The organism is Geodermatophilus sp. SYSU D00705 (assembly GCF_054050135.1).
In genome coordinates, this window is sequence record NZ_JBJGYT010000025.1 from 1 (window position 1) to 13,648 (window position 13,648).

The window sequence follows — 13,648 nt, forward strand, 5'->3', positions numbered from 1 at the left end:
ATCAGGCGCCTGATGGCCACCACGTCGCCGATCTGGCGGAGGCAATCGGCTCAGAAGGGCGGCCAGGGCAGCGCCGGCCAGTCGCCGCTGGGTTGCGGGTGCCGGCCGGTGCGCAGCAGCTCGGCGACGCGCTGCTGGGTGCGGCGCACCTCGCGGCGGGTGAGGTGCTCGTGCAGCTGCTCGCCCAGGTCGCCGAGCAGGTCGGCGGAGAGCCGCTCCAGCACCTCGACCGCCTCGGCCGGCAGCGGCTGGCCGGCCCAGCGCCACAGCAGGGTGCGCAGCTTGGGGTCGACGGAGAAGCAGATGCCGTGGTCGACGCCGTACACGTGGCCGTCGAGCGTGGGGATGATGTGCCCGCCCTTGCGGTCGGCGTTGTTGACGACGGCGTCGAACACCGCCATCCGCCGCAGCCCGGGGTGGTCGGAGCGGACGAACGCGGCGAGGTCGACGTCGGGGTCGCCGTCGATCCACAGCTGGACCATGCCCGGGCCGAACGGGCCGTCGCGGAGCACCGTGGGGGGCACGACGCGCCAGCCGGTGGCCTCGGAGACCAGCGCGGCGGCGATCTCCCGGCCGGCGAGGGTGCCGTCGGGGAAGTCCCACAGCGGGCGCTCGCCGGCGATCGGCTTGTACACGCACTCGGCCTCGAGCTCGCCGGTGCGGATGGCGCCGACCAGGGTCACGTTGCTGGCGTCGAGCATCCGGCCCTCGAGGTCGATCTCGCCGTCGAGGAGCAGCGCGCGGGCCTCGTCGTCCCCGGCCGGGGCGCGCAGGTCCGACGCCGGGTCGGCGGGGCGTTCGGTCATGGGGTGGGGCGGCCGGGGCTCAGCGGCGGTAGCCGTTCTGCCGCGGGCACACGTGCCCGCTGGGGTCCAGCGGCAGGGAGCACAGCGGGCAGGACGGGCGGCCCGCGGCGATCACCCGGCGGGCGCGGACGACGAACGCGCGGGCGGCGGCGGGGGTGATGGTGACCCGCAGCGCGTCGGGCCCCTCCTCGCTGTCGGAGAGGATCGCGTCCTCGTCGACCGGCTCCTCGCCGGCGGCCACGGCCTCGACGACGACGGCCTGCGCCTCGCCGTCCCAGGCCAGGCCCATGGCGGCGACGCGGAACTCCTCGTCGACCGGCGCGGTGAGCGGCTCGAGGTCGTCGACCTCGGCGTCGGGCGGGACGACGGTGCCCGGACGGGTGGCGACCTCGTCGAGCAGCTCGTTCATCCGGTCGGCGAGCACCTGCACCTGGGTCTTCTCCAGCGCGACGCTGACGACGCGGCCGGCGGAGTCCGCGGCCTGCAGGTAGAAGGTGCGGTCGCCGGGCTGCCCGACCGTGCCCGCGACGAACCGGGAGGGGCGGTCGAAGAGATGGACCTGGCGCGGCACGGGCCCCAGGTTACGCGGACGGGCGTCCGGGGCGAGCCCGAGACACCCAGGTCACACGGTCGCGCCGGCTCCGCCGCCGACGACGGCGTCGGAGTCGGCCTTCTTTCGGCGCCGTCCCTTCCTCTTCGGCGGGACGAGCGCGGCGACGTCCCCACCGGTGTCGTTCATGCGGACGACGAACGGTCGGGTCTCGGTGTAGGTGACCACCGAGATCGAGGCGGGGTCGACGACGATCCGCTGGAACTGGTCCAGGTGCAGGCCGAGGGCGTCGGCGAGGACGGCCTTGATGACGTCGCCGTGGCTGCAGGCCAGCCAGACCGCGTCCGGCCCGAGGGTGGCGTTCCAGGTCCGGACGGCGGCGACGGCGCGGGCCTGGGTCTGCGCCAGCCCCTCCCCCTCGGGGCCGGGGAACACCGCGGCGGAGGGGTGCTGCTGCACGACCTTCCACATGGGTTCCTTGACCAGGTCCTTCAGCTGGCGGCCGGTCCAGTCGCCGTAGCGGGCCTCGCCGAGCCGGTCGTCGGTCTGCAGCTCCAGGTCGCGGCCGTCGAGGACGGCGGCGGCGGTCTGCCGGCAGCGCTCCAGGGGGCTGCTGACCACGGCGGCCAGCGGCACGGGGGCCAGCCGCTCCCCCACCGCGCGGGCCTGCGCCTGCCCGGTCTCGTCGAGCTGCACGCCGGGGGTCCAGCCGGCGAGCACGCCACCGGTGTTGGCCGTCGACCGGCCGTGGCGCAGGAGGAGGACCGTGGTCACGACGCCGCAGCCTAGGGGGCCGGTCCGCCGCGCTCCCCCGTCGACCGCTGCGGGCGTCAGGAGGCGGCGAGGATCCCCGTGCCGAGCAGCACCAGCAGCAGCCCGCCCAGCAGCACCCGGTAGACGACGAACGGCGTGAAGCTGCCGCGGTCCAGGTAGCGCAGCAGCCAGGCGATGACGGTCCAGCCCACCCCGAAGGCGAGCACGGTGGCGAGGATCGTCGGGCCCCACGACACCGTCTCGCCCTCGACGTCGCCGGTCAGCGCCTCGTAGGCCTGGAAGAAGCCGGACCCGAGGACGGCGGGCACGGCCAGCAGGAACGAGTAGCGGGCCGCGGCCGAGCGCGAGTAGCCGAGGAACAGCCCCATCGTGATCGTGCCGCCGGAGCGGGAGACGCCGGGGACCAGCGCCATCGCCTGGGCGAACCCGAAGGCGATGCCGTGCCCGACGGTGAGCTTGTCCAGCTCCCGCTTCTTCGAGCCCACCCGGTCGGCCCAGAACAGGATCAGGGAGAAGGCGATCAGCGCGACGGCGACGATCCACAGGCTGCGGAAGGTGGTCTCGATGTCGTCCTGGAACAGCAGCCCGAGGACGACGATCGGCAGGCTGCCCACGATGATCAGCCAGCCCATGCGGGCGTCGGGGTCGCGGCGCATCGACCGGTCGCCCAGCGAGCGCACCCAGGCGGCGATGATCCGGCCGATGTCGCGGCGGAAGTAGAGCAGCACCGCGGCCTCGGTGCCGATCTGGGTGATGGCGGTGAACGCCGCGCCGGGGTCGCCCCAGCCGAACGCCTCGCCCACCACCCGCAGGTGCGCGCTGGAGGAGATCGGCAGGAACTCGGTGAGGCCCTGCACCAGGCCGAGGACGACGGCTTCGATCCAGCTCATCGGGCGCTCATCCCCCGGCGGGCGGCGGAGCTGCGGCGGCGGGCGGGGGCGGTTCTGCGGAGCACGGGAGGCCAGCCTAGGCGCGGCGCGTGCCGGTGCCCGGGCGCCGCTCCGGTGTGGCGCCGTCCACAGCCCGGCGCGCCGTCCACCGACCCGGCCGGTCCCCGGCCTCTGGCCCGGGGCGCCGGTAGGTTGGCCTCCCGTGGAACAACGCGCGCTGGGGCGCAGCGGCCTGGTCGTCTCCCGCCTGGCGCTGGGCACCATGACCTGGGGCCGGGACACCGACGAGGACGAGGCCGCCATGCAGCTGACGGCGTTCGTCGACGCCGGCGGCACCCTGGTCGACACCGCCGACGTCTACTGCGACGGCGAGAGCGAGCGCACCCTGGGCCGGCTGCTGGCCGACGTCGTCCCCCGCTCGGACGTGCTGGTCGCCACCAAGGCCGTGGGGCGCACCGCGCCCGGGCCGATGGGGCGCGGCGCCTCCCGGGGGCACCTGCTCGCTGCCCTCGACGCCTCCCTGGACCGGCTGGGCCTGGACCACGTGGACCTGTGGCAGCTGCACGCCTGGGACGAGACGACGCCGGTCGAGGAGACCCTGGCCGCCTGCGACACCGCCGTCTCCTCCGGGCGGGTGCGCTACGTCGGGATCAGCAACTTCACCGGCTGGCAGACCGCCCAGGCCGCGACCTGGCAGCGGGCCTGGCCGGGCCGGGTGCCGGTGGTGAGCACCCAGGTGGAGTACTCGCTGCTGCAGCGCGGGGTGGAGCGCGAGGTGGTGCCGGCCGCCGAGGCGCTGGGCCTGGGCGTGCTGGCCTGGTCGCCGCTGGGCCGGGGGCTGCTCACCGGCAAGTACCGGCACACCACGCCGTCGGAGTCCCGGGGCGCCTCCCCGCAGTGGCAGGGCTTCATCGACGGGCTGCGCAGCGCGACCGCCGACCGCATCGTCGAGGCCGTGATCACCGCCGCCGACGGGCTGGGCACCAGCCCGCTGGCCGTCGCGCTCGCCTGGGTGCGGGACCGGCCCGGCGTCACCGCGCCGGTGGTCGGGGCGCGCACCGCCCAGCAGCTGCAGGCCTCGCTGGACGCCGAGGCGGTGCGGCTGCCGGCCGCGATCCGCACCGCGCTGGAGGACGTCTCCGCGCCCTACTTCGGCTACCCGGAGCGGCGATGACCCCGCCGGCCGTCGCCACCGACCCCGTCTTCGCCGCGTTCTGCGCGGCCGGGCTGTGGCCGGGCCTGGGCAAACGGGCCGCGGCCGAGCTCCCCGCCGCGGGCATCACCTCCCCCGACGACGTCACCGCCGACCGGCTGCTCAAGCTGCCCCGCGTCGGGCGGCAGCGCGCCGAGCGGCTGTTCTCCGGCTTCCTGTCCGCGCAGCCCACCTACGAGGTGGTGGCGCTGCTGGTCGGCGCGGGCCTGGAGGCGAGGCTGGCCGCCACCGCCGCCGACGCCCTGGGCACCGACGCCGCCCGCCGGCTGCGCGACGATCCGTGGGCGCTGCTGGGCCTGCCCGGGGTCACCCTCACCGACGCCGACCGGCTGGCGATCGCCGTCCTGCCCGGCGCGGACCGTCAGGACACCCGCCGCGGCCGGGCGATCGTGGCGATGACCCTGCGGACGGCGACCCGCGACGGGCACACCGTGCTGCCCGCCGACCTGGTGGTCGCGGCGCTGCGCGCCGAGCAGGTCGCCGACCCGGCGGCGGCGATCGTCGCCGCCGTGGAGTCCGGCGACGTGCTGGAGCACGAACCGCCGGAGCCGGACGTCGACGAGGACGCCGATCCCGACGAGCTGCTCGAGCCCGATCCGGCGCTGCGCACCCTGTCGCTGGCCCGCTACGGCATGGCCGAGGAGGCGGTCGCGGAGAACGTCGCCCGGCTGGCCGCCACCGCCGAGCGGATCGCCGACCCCGCCGCCGTCCGGTCGGTGGCCAAGGGGCTGGACGAGGCGCAGAAGAAGGCCGTCGCCCAGGTGCTCGGCGCCGGCGTCTCGCTGCTCACCGGCGGGCCCGGCACCGGCAAGAGCCGCACCGTCGCGGCGGTGGTGTCCCTGCTGCGGTCCAAGGGCAGCGAGGTCGCGCTGGCCGCCCCCACCGGGCGGGCGGCCAAGCGGCTGGAGGAGCTCACCGACCACCCGGCGGTCACCGTGCACCGGCTGCTCGGCGCCCAGGGCACCTCCGGCGGGTTCGCCCGCAACGAGGAGTGGCCGCTGGACGCCGACGTCGTCGTGGTCGACGAGGCCTCCATGCTGGACGTCGAGCTGACCGCGGCGCTGCTGGAGGCCTGCCAGGACGGCACCCACCTGCTGCTGGTCGGCGACCCCGCGCAGCTGCCCTCGATCGGGCCCGGCCACGTGCTGGGCGACCTGATCGACTCCGGCGTCGTCCCGGTCGTCGAGCTGACCACCCTCTACCGGCAGGCCGAGGGCGGCGCGATCGCCCGGCTGGCCAACGCCGTCCGGGCCGGGGAGCTGCCGCCGGTGGACTCCCCCGACCGCGAGGTCGTCGTCGTCCCGGCGACCGGCAGCGCGGAGGCGGCCAGGCGGGTGGTGCAGCTGGTCACCGACTCGATCCCCCGGGCGCTGGGCATCGACCCGGCGACGGTGCAGGTGGTCACCCCGGTGCACCGCGGGCCGGCCGGCACCATCGAGCTGAACAAGGCACTCAAGGCGAAGCTGAACCCCGGCGACGGCACGGTGTGGGGCTTCGACGTCGGCGACCGGGTGGTGGCCACCGCCAACCACCTGGACCTCGAGCCGATCGGGTTCGCCAACGGCGAGGTCGGCGTGGTCACCGGCACCGGCGACGGCACGCTGGACGTCGACTTCGCCTCCGGGCCGGTCACGGTCAGCGGCTCGGCGATGAGCGACCTGCGGCACGGCTGGGCGATCACCGTGCACCGCGCGCAGGGGTCGGAGTGGGCCGGCGTGGTCGTCGTCCTGCCGCCGGAGGCCGGGGGGATGCTCTCGCGGCCGCTGGTCTACACCGCGCTGACCCGCGCGCAGCGGCACCTGTCGATCGTGCACGCCAGCGGCGCGGCCCTGGCCCGGGCGGTGAGCCAGGTCGACGTCCGGCCGCGGCGCACGCGGCTGGCGGCGCTGCTGGCCGAGAACTAGGAGGACCTCCCTGCCCCCCACCGCGCGCACACTCGCGGCGGGTCCCTGCAGGGAGGCCGTCAGTCGCGGCCGGCGAGCGCGGCGCGCGCCGCGCACAGCAGCTGCCGGGTGGCCGCGTGCAGCTGCCCGGCGCAGGTCAGCGGCCGGGCGAACGGGACCCGCAGGTCGCGGGTGCTGGTGAGCCGCTCGATGCGCAGCCGGTAGCCGAAGCGGTCGACGCCCAGCGGCCGGACCACGTCGCGCGGGCCCAGCTCGCCGGCCGGGATGCGGCTGCGCAGCAGCTGCAGCACCTCGGGGTGGTCGCGGTCCAGGTGGCGCAACATGGCCGCCTCGACGCCGGCCAGCGGGTCGGGGCGGGCGGCGGCGTAGTCGGGCGGCCCGATCTCGGCGCAGCGGGCGCCCTCGCGCAGCACCACCTCGGCGAGGTCCAGGCGCAGCAGGGTGGCGTCGCCGCCGACGTCGAGCAGCGCCCCCACCGGGCGGACGTCGGCGAAGGCCATCGCGGCGTCGCGCTGGTCGGCCGGGCCGATCGGGGTGAGCCAGCCGGAGAGCCACAGCTGGGCGCGCAGCGAGTCGCGCAGCGGGACCGGCGCCCGGTCGCTGACCATCAGCACCGCGGTGACGTCGGGCTCCCCGGCGAGGGCGGCGGCCACCTCACCCGCGCTGGGCACGAGCACGAGCACCCGCCCGTCGCGGGTGGTGGCGTGGGCGAGCGGACGGCCGGGCGCCAGGCCGCGGACGCAGAGCGCGGCGGCCGGGCGGGAGGCGACCGTGCGGGCCCGTTCGGCCGGGTCGGCCAGCGCGGCGGGCGGCGCGGGGCTCCGGCCGGGGCTGGTCGTCATGGACGCTCCCTCGAGATCTGCGACACAGGACTTAGGCGAGCCTAACCACAGTTGCGGCGGGAGGGGAACCTCCGGACCGGCCGGTCTCAGAAAGACGCGCCGCGACGCCCCGGCGGACCGTTGCCCCCGGCCGACCGACGGGTGTCCCATGGGCACAGTCCGGGGCCCGCCCGCGGCGCTCGGACCACCTGGGGGCTGCCGTGCTCGTGAGCGCCTGCCGTCGTACCGCCGTCCTCGGCGTCGTCACCGCCCTCGCCCTCGGCACCGGCGGCACCGTCGCCGCCGCCGAGGAGCTCCCGCCACTGGCCACCGAGCCGGTGGTCCCCACCCTCACCTGGGCCGCCTGCGGCACCGCCGAGGCGGGGACGGCGGCCGGTGTCCAGTGCGCCACCGCGCCGCTGCCGCTGGACCACGACGACCCCGCCGGGGAGCAGGTGCAGATCGCCGTCGCGCGGGTGCCGGCCACCGACCCGGCCAACCGCATCGGCTCGCTGTTCTTCGACTTCGGCGGGCCCGGTGCCGCGTCGGTCGACTACCTGCAGGCCAACGGCGCCGGCGTCTTCGCGGACCTCAACCGGCGCTTCGACGTCGTCGGCTTCGACCCCCGCGGCGTCGGCCAGAGCACCCCGGCGATCGACTGCCACGTCGACCAGGTCAGCGAGGGACTCTGGGCGCACCCGTTCCTGTCGCCCATCGAGCTGGACCCCCAGGCCCTGCTCGACCGGGCCCAGCGGTACGTCGACGCGTGCACCGCGGCCAACGGCGCGATCCTCGAGCACGTGTCGACGGCCAACGTCGCCCGCGACATGGACGTGCTGCGCGCCGCCCTCGGCGAGGAGCAGCTGACCTACCTCGGCTTCTCCTACGGCACCTTCCTCGGCGCCACCTACGCCACGCTGTTCCCCGACCGGTACCGCGCCCTCGTCCTCGACGGCGCGATCGACCCCACCGCCTACATCCACGACCCGGTGGGGTCGGCCACCGCGCAGGAGGCCGCGCTGGAGCGGGCCCTCGACCGCTTCACCTCGGCCTGCGCCGCCGACCAGGTGGCCTGCTCCGGCTTCGGCGGCAGCGACCCGCTGGCCGCGTACGACGCGCTGCTGGCCACGGCCGCGGCCACGCCCATCCCGGCTCCCCGCTACACGGCGAACCCCGAGCCGGTCTCCGCGGACGTCATCCGCGACGTCACCCAGACCCTGCTGTACGCCAAGCGGCTCTGGGGCCTGCTGGGCGCGGCCCTCGCCCAGGCCGCCGCGGGCGACGCGTCGACGATGCGGCTGATCTTCGACGTCGCCGTCTACCCGGAGGCCGAGGACGGCTCGGACGACCCCGGCCCGGACCGCTTCGTCGCCATCTCCGCCAGTGAGCAGCGGTGGCCGCGCGACGTCGACGCCTACCTCCGCCGCGGCGCACAGGAGTGGGTGGCCTTCCCGCACTTCTGGGCGTCGTTCGGCTACGCCCAGGTCGGCTTCGCCCTCTGGCCCCGCTCGGACGCCGACGCCTTCGGCGGGCCGTTCACCGCCTCCCCCACCGCCCCGAGCGCACTCGTCATCGGCACCACCTACGACATGGCCACCCCGTACGCGGCCGCGGCGCAGCTGACCGACCAGCTCGGCAACGCGCGGCTGCTCACGATGGACGGGGACGGGCACACCGCCTACGGCGGCAAGTCCTCCTGCATCGACGCGGCCACCGAGGCCTACCTGGTCGGCCTCACCCTGCCCCCCGAGGGCACGGTCTGCCCCCAGGAGGTGCCGTTCACCGCCCCGGCCCCGGTGGCCGTCCAGACGACGCTGGCGACCGAGCTCGTCCCGCTCCGGACGATCCGCTGACACCGACCAGGGAGCTGCCGTGACCGGACCCGCCTGCCGCCGCACCGCCGTCCTCGGGGTCGTCACCGCCCTCGCCCTCGGCACCGGCGGCACCGTCGCCGACGCGCAGGGGCTCCCCGCGCCGGCCGCCGAGCCGGTCGCCCCCACCCTCACCTGGACCGACTGCGGCACCACCGACGCCGGGCGGGCGGCCGGTGTCCAGTGCGCCACCGCGCCGCTGCCGCTGGACCACGACGACCCCGCCGGCGAGCAGGTGCAGATCGCCGTCGCCCGGGTGCCGGCCACCGACCCGGCCAACCGCATCGGCTCGCTGTTCTTCAACTTCGGCGGGCCGGGCGGCACGAGCGTGGACGTCCTGCAGGCGGTGGGCGCGGCGTTCCTGCCCGGGCTGACCGCGCGGTTCGACGTCGTCGGGTTCGACCCGCGCGGCGTCGGCCAGAGCACCCCGTCCATCGACTGCCACGTCGACCAGGAGACCCAGGGCATCTACTCGATGCCGGTGCCCACCCCGCTCGACATCGACGTCGACGCCTACGTCGCCAAGGCGCAGGGCTACGTGGACGCCTGCCTGGCCAACGGCGCGATCCTCGAGCACGTGTCGACGGCCAACGTCGCCCGCGACATGGACGTGCTGCGCGCCGCCGTCGGCGACGAGCGGCTCACCTACCTCGGCTTCTCCTACGGCACCTTCCTCGGCGCCACCTACGCCGCGCTGTTCCCCGACCGGTACCGCGCGCTCGCGCTGGACGGCGCGGTCGACGCCGAGGAGTACGTCTCCGACCCGCTGAGCAACATCGCCGAGCAGACCGCGGGCTTCGAGCAGTCCCTGGCCCGCTTCACCGAGGCGTGCGCGGTGGACCAGGTGGCGTGCTCCGGCTTCGGCGGCACCGACCCGTACCTGGCCTACGACCGGCTCGTCGAGGCGGCCAACGCCACCCCCATCCCCGCCGACGGGTACGCCGCCGACCCGCGGGCGGTCAGCGGGGACGACATCCTCGTCGCCACGATGGGCCAGCTGTACTCCAAGCGGCGCTGGGGCGCGCTGGGGCAGGCGCTGGCCGCCGCGGCGGCCGGGGACGGCTCGGCGGTCCGGGCGCTGGTGGCCGACTACTACGGGCGGCGGGAGGACGGCACGTACGAGCCCACCCTCGACCGCTACTTCACCATCGGCGCCACCGAGCAGCAGTATCCGCAGGGCGACCTGGCGGTCTACCTGGACCGCGGCGCGGAGTCGTGGGCGTCCTTCCCGCACTTCTGGGTCAACAGCGGGTACGCCGAGATCAGCTACGGGTTGTGGCCGGTCCACGACGAGGACGCGTTCGACGGCCCGTTCGCCGTCCCGGCGTCCTCGCCGCCGGTGCTGGTGATCGGCACCACCTACGACCCGGCCACGCCGTACGCGTGGGCGCAGCGGCTGACCGCGCAGCTGGGCAACGCCCGGCTGCTGACCATGGAGGGCGACAACCACACCGCCTACCTGCGCAACTCCGCGTGCATCACCGGCGCCGCCGACACCTACCTGCTCGAGGTGGTCCTCCCGGCCGAGGGCACCGTGTGCCAGCAGGAGGTGCCGTTCGTGGCGCCGGCGCCGGTCCCGACGGTGGAGCGCACGTCGGCGCGGACCGACGTGCTGACCACGCTGCTCACCGGGGGCCGCTGACCGCGACCCGCGCCCCGGGAGGCGTCAGGTCAGGTCGGGGTCCTCCTCCGCGGGCACGTCGGCCTCCTGCTCCAGGACGTCGGCGTCGTCGGCCTCCCGATCGCCGACGGGCCGCAGCGGCGCCCCGGTCCCCCGCGGCCGGGCCACGATCTGCTGGTCGAGCGCATCGGCCTCGGGCACGTCCCCCGCGGGCGGCGTGGCGTCGGCGGCGAGGGACACCTCGGGCGGATCGACCAGGTCCTGCTGCTCGGCGCGGTCGGCGTCGGTCGCGTCGGTGCCGGGGTCGGTCACGTCGTCCTCGCTCTCGTCGTGCGGTCGCCGGTGCCGCCCATCCTGCCGCCCGCCCGGGCGACCGGCAGTCCGGGAGACGACGAACACGTGCCCTGCAGGCGTTCGGCGGGCACAATCGGGCCGATGGAGGCGGTTGCCGGGGATTACGAGTTCGCGCCGCTGCGGATCCCACCGGGTACGTCCCGTTCCGCAGCGGCGACCATGCTGAGCCTGCAGTCGGACGTCGGAGGCTGGGAGCTCGCCCGGCTCCAGCTGCACGCCGACGGCACGCGGAAGGCCATCCTGCGCCGGCGGGCGCGGTTGTCCTACCTGCCCAAGCCGCACATCTAGCGCCCCGCTCAGGGGACGAGCACGACCTTGCCGACGGTGCCGCGGTCGGCCAGCCGGGCCAGCGCCTGCGGGGCCTGGTCCAGCGGCAGCACGTCGCCGAGCAGCGGGTCGACCTGACCGCTCTGGACCAGCTCGGTCAGCGCCTGGTGGGTGCTGGCGATCAGCGACGGCTCCTGGGTGCGGTAGAGCCCCCAGTGCAGGCCGACGACGCTGTAGTTCTTCACCAGCGCGTGGTTGGCGGGGGCCTCCGGGATCCGGCCACTGGTGAAGCCCACCACCACCAGCCGCCCCTCGAAGGCGATGCACTTCCGGGAGCGGTCGAAGACGTCGCCGCCGACCGGGTCGTAGACGACGTCGGCGCCGTGGCCGCCGGTGACCTCCTTGACCACGGCCACGAAGTCCTCGCCGGTGTAGTCCACGACGTGGTCGGCGCCGAGCTCGCGGCAGACCTCGACCTTGCGCGCTCCGCCGGCGGTGGCGATGACCTTCGCGCCGGCCGCCTTGCCGAGCTGGATGGCGGCCGACCCGACGCCGCCGGCGCCGGCGTGCACCAGCAGCCACTCCCCCGGCTGCAGGTGCGCCCGGCGGTGCAGGCCCACGTGCCCGGTCTGGTAGGTCAGGTAGAGCGCGGCGGCCTTCTCGTCGGACATCCCTTCGGGCACGGGCCACACGCCGTCGGCGTCCATGAGGGCGTACTCGGCGAACGCGCCGGGGCCGCCCGAGGGGCCACCGATCACCCGCTGACCGGTGTCCACGACCTCCCCGCACAGCTCGACGCCGGGGGTGAACGGCAGCGGGGGCCGCTCCTGGTACTTCCCCTGGACCATGAGGATGTCGGGGAAGTTCAGCGCCGCCGCCCGCACCCGCACCAGCACCTGGCCGTCGCCGGGGGTGGGCTGCTCGACGTCCTCGAGCCGCAGCACCGACGAGGGATTCCCGAGTTCGCGGACCCGCCATGCACGCATGCCCGCGACCCTGCCAGACGCGCCGGGGACCCGCGTTCCGGGCGGCCCGGTTCGCCGCCGCGGCGCGGCCGTGACAGGGTGCGGACCGTCGGTCGCCGTTTCCCCGGGCGGCCGGGAAGGACGTCGATGATCTCCCACCTGAATGACCGGCTGCGCTTCCTGCAGGCCTTCGTCACCAACCCCCGCCAGGTCGGGGCGATCCTGCCGACGTCGCGCTGGGCGGTGCGCGACATGCTGGACCTGGCCGACCTGCCCGGGGCGCGGCTGGTCGTGGAGCTCGGCGCCGGCACGGGCTCGCAGACCGGCGAGATCCTCGCGCGGCTGGGGCCCGACGCGCGGCTGATCGCCCTGGAGATCGACCCGCGGCTGGCCGAGCTGCTCGGCGAGCGCCACCGCGACCCCCGGCTGACCGTGGTCCGCGACTCCGCCGAGTTCCTCGACGCCCACCTGGACGGCTCCCTGGCCGACGTCGTGGTCTCGGCGCTGCCCTACACCTCGCTGGAGCCGGGCCTGCGCCGCCGCATCCTCGACGTGCTGCCCAAGGCGATGACCCCGCAGGGCGTGACGCTGGTCATCCAGTACTCGCCGCTGATGGAGCGCGAGCTGCGCCGGCGCTTCGCCTCCGTGCGGCGCCGGGTCTCCCCGTGGAACGTGCCGCCGGCGTTCCTGTTCGCCTGCTCCGGCCCCACCGGCCCGGCGCAGTAGGTCAGCGCATCGACGGCGGGCGCAGCGCCTCCGGGACGACGGCGGTCTCCCCGGTCGCGGTCTTCGCGCTGGGCACGCCCTTGAACCGGTACGGGACGGCGCCGACACCCGGCTGGACGATGTAGGCCGCACCGGGCTCCCCCGACGCCCAGGCCGCGACCATCGCGTCGGCCACCTCCTCGGCGGTGAGCACCGGGAAGCCGGCCTTCTCGAACTCCTCGCGGATCGGGTCGATGATCGCGGTGTCGGCGAAGCCCGGGCAGACGGCGGTCATGGTGATGCCCTCGGCGGTCAGCCGCGGCGCCATCGAGCGGACGAACGCCACCGCCCCGCCCTTGGCCACGCTGTACCCGGGGTCGGTGGCCATCGGCGAGAGCCCCGCCAGCGACGCCGTCACGACGATCGCGCCGCCGCCGGCCCGCTGCAGCGCCGGCAGCGCGGCCGCGGTGCCGTAGACGACGCCGAACAGGTCGACGTCGACCACCCGCAGGAAGCCGTCGACGTCCAGCAGCTCCGTCGAGTCGAACCCGGCGATGCCGGCGTTGAGGAACACCGCGTCCAGCCGGCCGTGCTCGGCCTCCACCTGCTCGACGACGGCCCGGTTGGCCGCGCGGTCGGTGACGTCGAGGACGGCGAACCCGCAGCCGAGCTCGGCGGCCGTGGCCCGCGCCCGCTCCCCGTCGAGGTCGGCGAGGACGACGGTGACGCCGCCCGCGCTCAGCTTGGCGGCCAGGGCCCGGCCGAAGCCGCCGGTGCCCCCGGTGATCAGCGCGACGGAGCCGGGACCGGGTGTGTGCTGGGTCACGTGGCTCTCCTCGCCGGCGCTCGTCGAACCACGCGCCCTGGGTGCTCCGTCGATGCGTGACCTCGCGAGCTCGGTCACGTG

Annotated in this window: 14 protein-coding genes; 6 read left to right on the forward strand and 8 right to left on the reverse strand. The window is 75.7% G+C overall.

The features are described from left to right. Positions 1 to 50: 50 nt before the first annotated feature. The 4 genes from ACI78Q_RS17430 to ACI78Q_RS17445 are packed head-to-tail and all read right to left on the reverse strand — an operon-like array spanning position 51 to position 3,020. Positions 51 to 806: an SCO1664 family protein gene (locus ACI78Q_RS17430; protein WP_456924675.1), complete on the reverse strand. Its 756-nt coding sequence runs from the start codon at positions 804 to 806 to the stop codon at positions 51 to 53. 19 nt (positions 807 to 825) lie between these two features. Beyond that, the gene (locus ACI78Q_RS17435) at positions 826 to 1,377 is read right to left on the reverse strand and encodes a DUF3090 family protein (protein ID WP_456924676.1); all 552 of its coding nucleotides are present in this window, start codon (positions 1,375 to 1,377) and stop codon (positions 826 to 828) included. 51 nt (positions 1,378 to 1,428) lie between these two features. After that, the gene (locus ACI78Q_RS17440; protein ID WP_456924677.1) at positions 1,429 to 2,130 is read right to left on the reverse strand and encodes a histidine phosphatase family protein; all 702 of its coding nucleotides are present in this window, start codon (positions 2,128 to 2,130) and stop codon (positions 1,429 to 1,431) included. A 56-nt stretch (positions 2,131 to 2,186) separates the two neighbouring features. After that, complete coding sequence (locus tag ACI78Q_RS17445; RefSeq protein ID WP_456924678.1) at positions 2,187 to 3,020, reverse strand: undecaprenyl-diphosphate phosphatase; 834 nt, start codon at positions 3,018 to 3,020, stop codon at positions 2,187 to 2,189. Between the two features lie 202 nt (positions 3,021 to 3,222). On the opposite strand from ACI78Q_RS17445, the gene ACI78Q_RS17450 reads away from it, so the two are divergent. Next, positions 3,223 to 4,194 (forward strand): aldo/keto reductase, encoded by a 972-nt coding sequence (locus ACI78Q_RS17450; protein WP_456924679.1) that lies wholly within the window; start codon positions 3,223 to 3,225, stop codon positions 4,192 to 4,194. Beyond that, positions 4,191 to 6,137 (forward strand): AAA family ATPase, encoded by a 1,947-nt coding sequence (locus ACI78Q_RS17455; protein ID WP_456924680.1) that lies wholly within the window; start codon positions 4,191 to 4,193, stop codon positions 6,135 to 6,137. Before ACI78Q_RS17450 ends, ACI78Q_RS17455 begins: the two co-directional genes overlap by 4 nt. Before the next feature lie 59 nt (positions 6,138 to 6,196). Here the strand turns inward: ACI78Q_RS17455 and ACI78Q_RS17460 are convergent, their stop codons facing one another. Further along, entirely contained in the window at positions 6,197 to 6,979 is a 783-nt protein-coding gene (locus ACI78Q_RS17460; protein WP_456924681.1) for a DUF2470 domain-containing protein, read from the reverse strand. Between the two features lie 200 nt (positions 6,980 to 7,179). On the opposite strand from ACI78Q_RS17460, the gene ACI78Q_RS17465 reads away from it, so the two are divergent. Beyond that, the gene (locus ACI78Q_RS17465) at positions 7,180 to 8,811 is read left to right on the forward strand and encodes an alpha/beta hydrolase (protein WP_456924682.1); all 1,632 of its coding nucleotides are present in this window, start codon (positions 7,180 to 7,182) and stop codon (positions 8,809 to 8,811) included. A 19-nt stretch (positions 8,812 to 8,830) separates the two neighbouring features. Next, positions 8,831 to 10,471 (forward strand): alpha/beta fold hydrolase, encoded by a 1,641-nt coding sequence (locus ACI78Q_RS17470; RefSeq protein WP_456924683.1) that lies wholly within the window; start codon positions 8,831 to 8,833, stop codon positions 10,469 to 10,471. A gap of 24 nt (positions 10,472 to 10,495) precedes the next feature. On the opposite strand, the gene ACI78Q_RS17475 is transcribed toward ACI78Q_RS17470, so the two are convergent. After that, positions 10,496 to 10,762, reverse strand: coding sequence for a hypothetical protein (locus tag ACI78Q_RS17475; RefSeq protein WP_456924684.1), 267 nt, complete (start codon positions 10,760 to 10,762; stop codon positions 10,496 to 10,498). Positions 10,763 to 10,885: 123 nt separating this feature from the next. Here ACI78Q_RS17475 and ACI78Q_RS17480 point away from each other — a divergent pair, with 123 nt between their 5' ends. Beyond that, a complete protein-coding gene (locus tag ACI78Q_RS17480; protein WP_097206678.1) occupies positions 10,886 to 11,092 on the forward strand; it encodes a DUF5703 family protein in 207 nt (68 codons plus the stop codon). 8 nt (positions 11,093 to 11,100) lie between these two features. On the opposite strand, the gene ACI78Q_RS17485 is transcribed toward ACI78Q_RS17480, so the two are convergent. Continuing rightward, entirely contained in the window at positions 11,101 to 12,057 is a 957-nt protein-coding gene (locus ACI78Q_RS17485) for an NADPH:quinone oxidoreductase family protein (protein ID WP_456924685.1), read from the reverse strand. A gap of 126 nt (positions 12,058 to 12,183) precedes the next feature. Here ACI78Q_RS17485 and ACI78Q_RS17490 point away from each other — a divergent pair, with 126 nt between their 5' ends. After that, positions 12,184 to 12,762 carry a class I SAM-dependent methyltransferase gene (locus ACI78Q_RS17490; RefSeq protein ID WP_456924686.1) on the forward strand — a complete coding sequence of 193 codons (579 nt, stop codon included), beginning with the start codon at positions 12,184 to 12,186 and terminating at the stop codon, positions 12,760 to 12,762. A gap of 1 nt (position 12,763) precedes the next feature. On the opposite strand, the gene ACI78Q_RS17495 is transcribed toward ACI78Q_RS17490, so the two are convergent. Further along, on the reverse strand, positions 12,764 to 13,567 hold the full coding sequence (locus tag ACI78Q_RS17495; protein WP_456924687.1) for an SDR family oxidoreductase: 804 nt from the start codon (positions 13,565 to 13,567) through the stop codon (positions 12,764 to 12,766). Positions 13,568 to 13,648 lie beyond the last annotated feature (81 nt).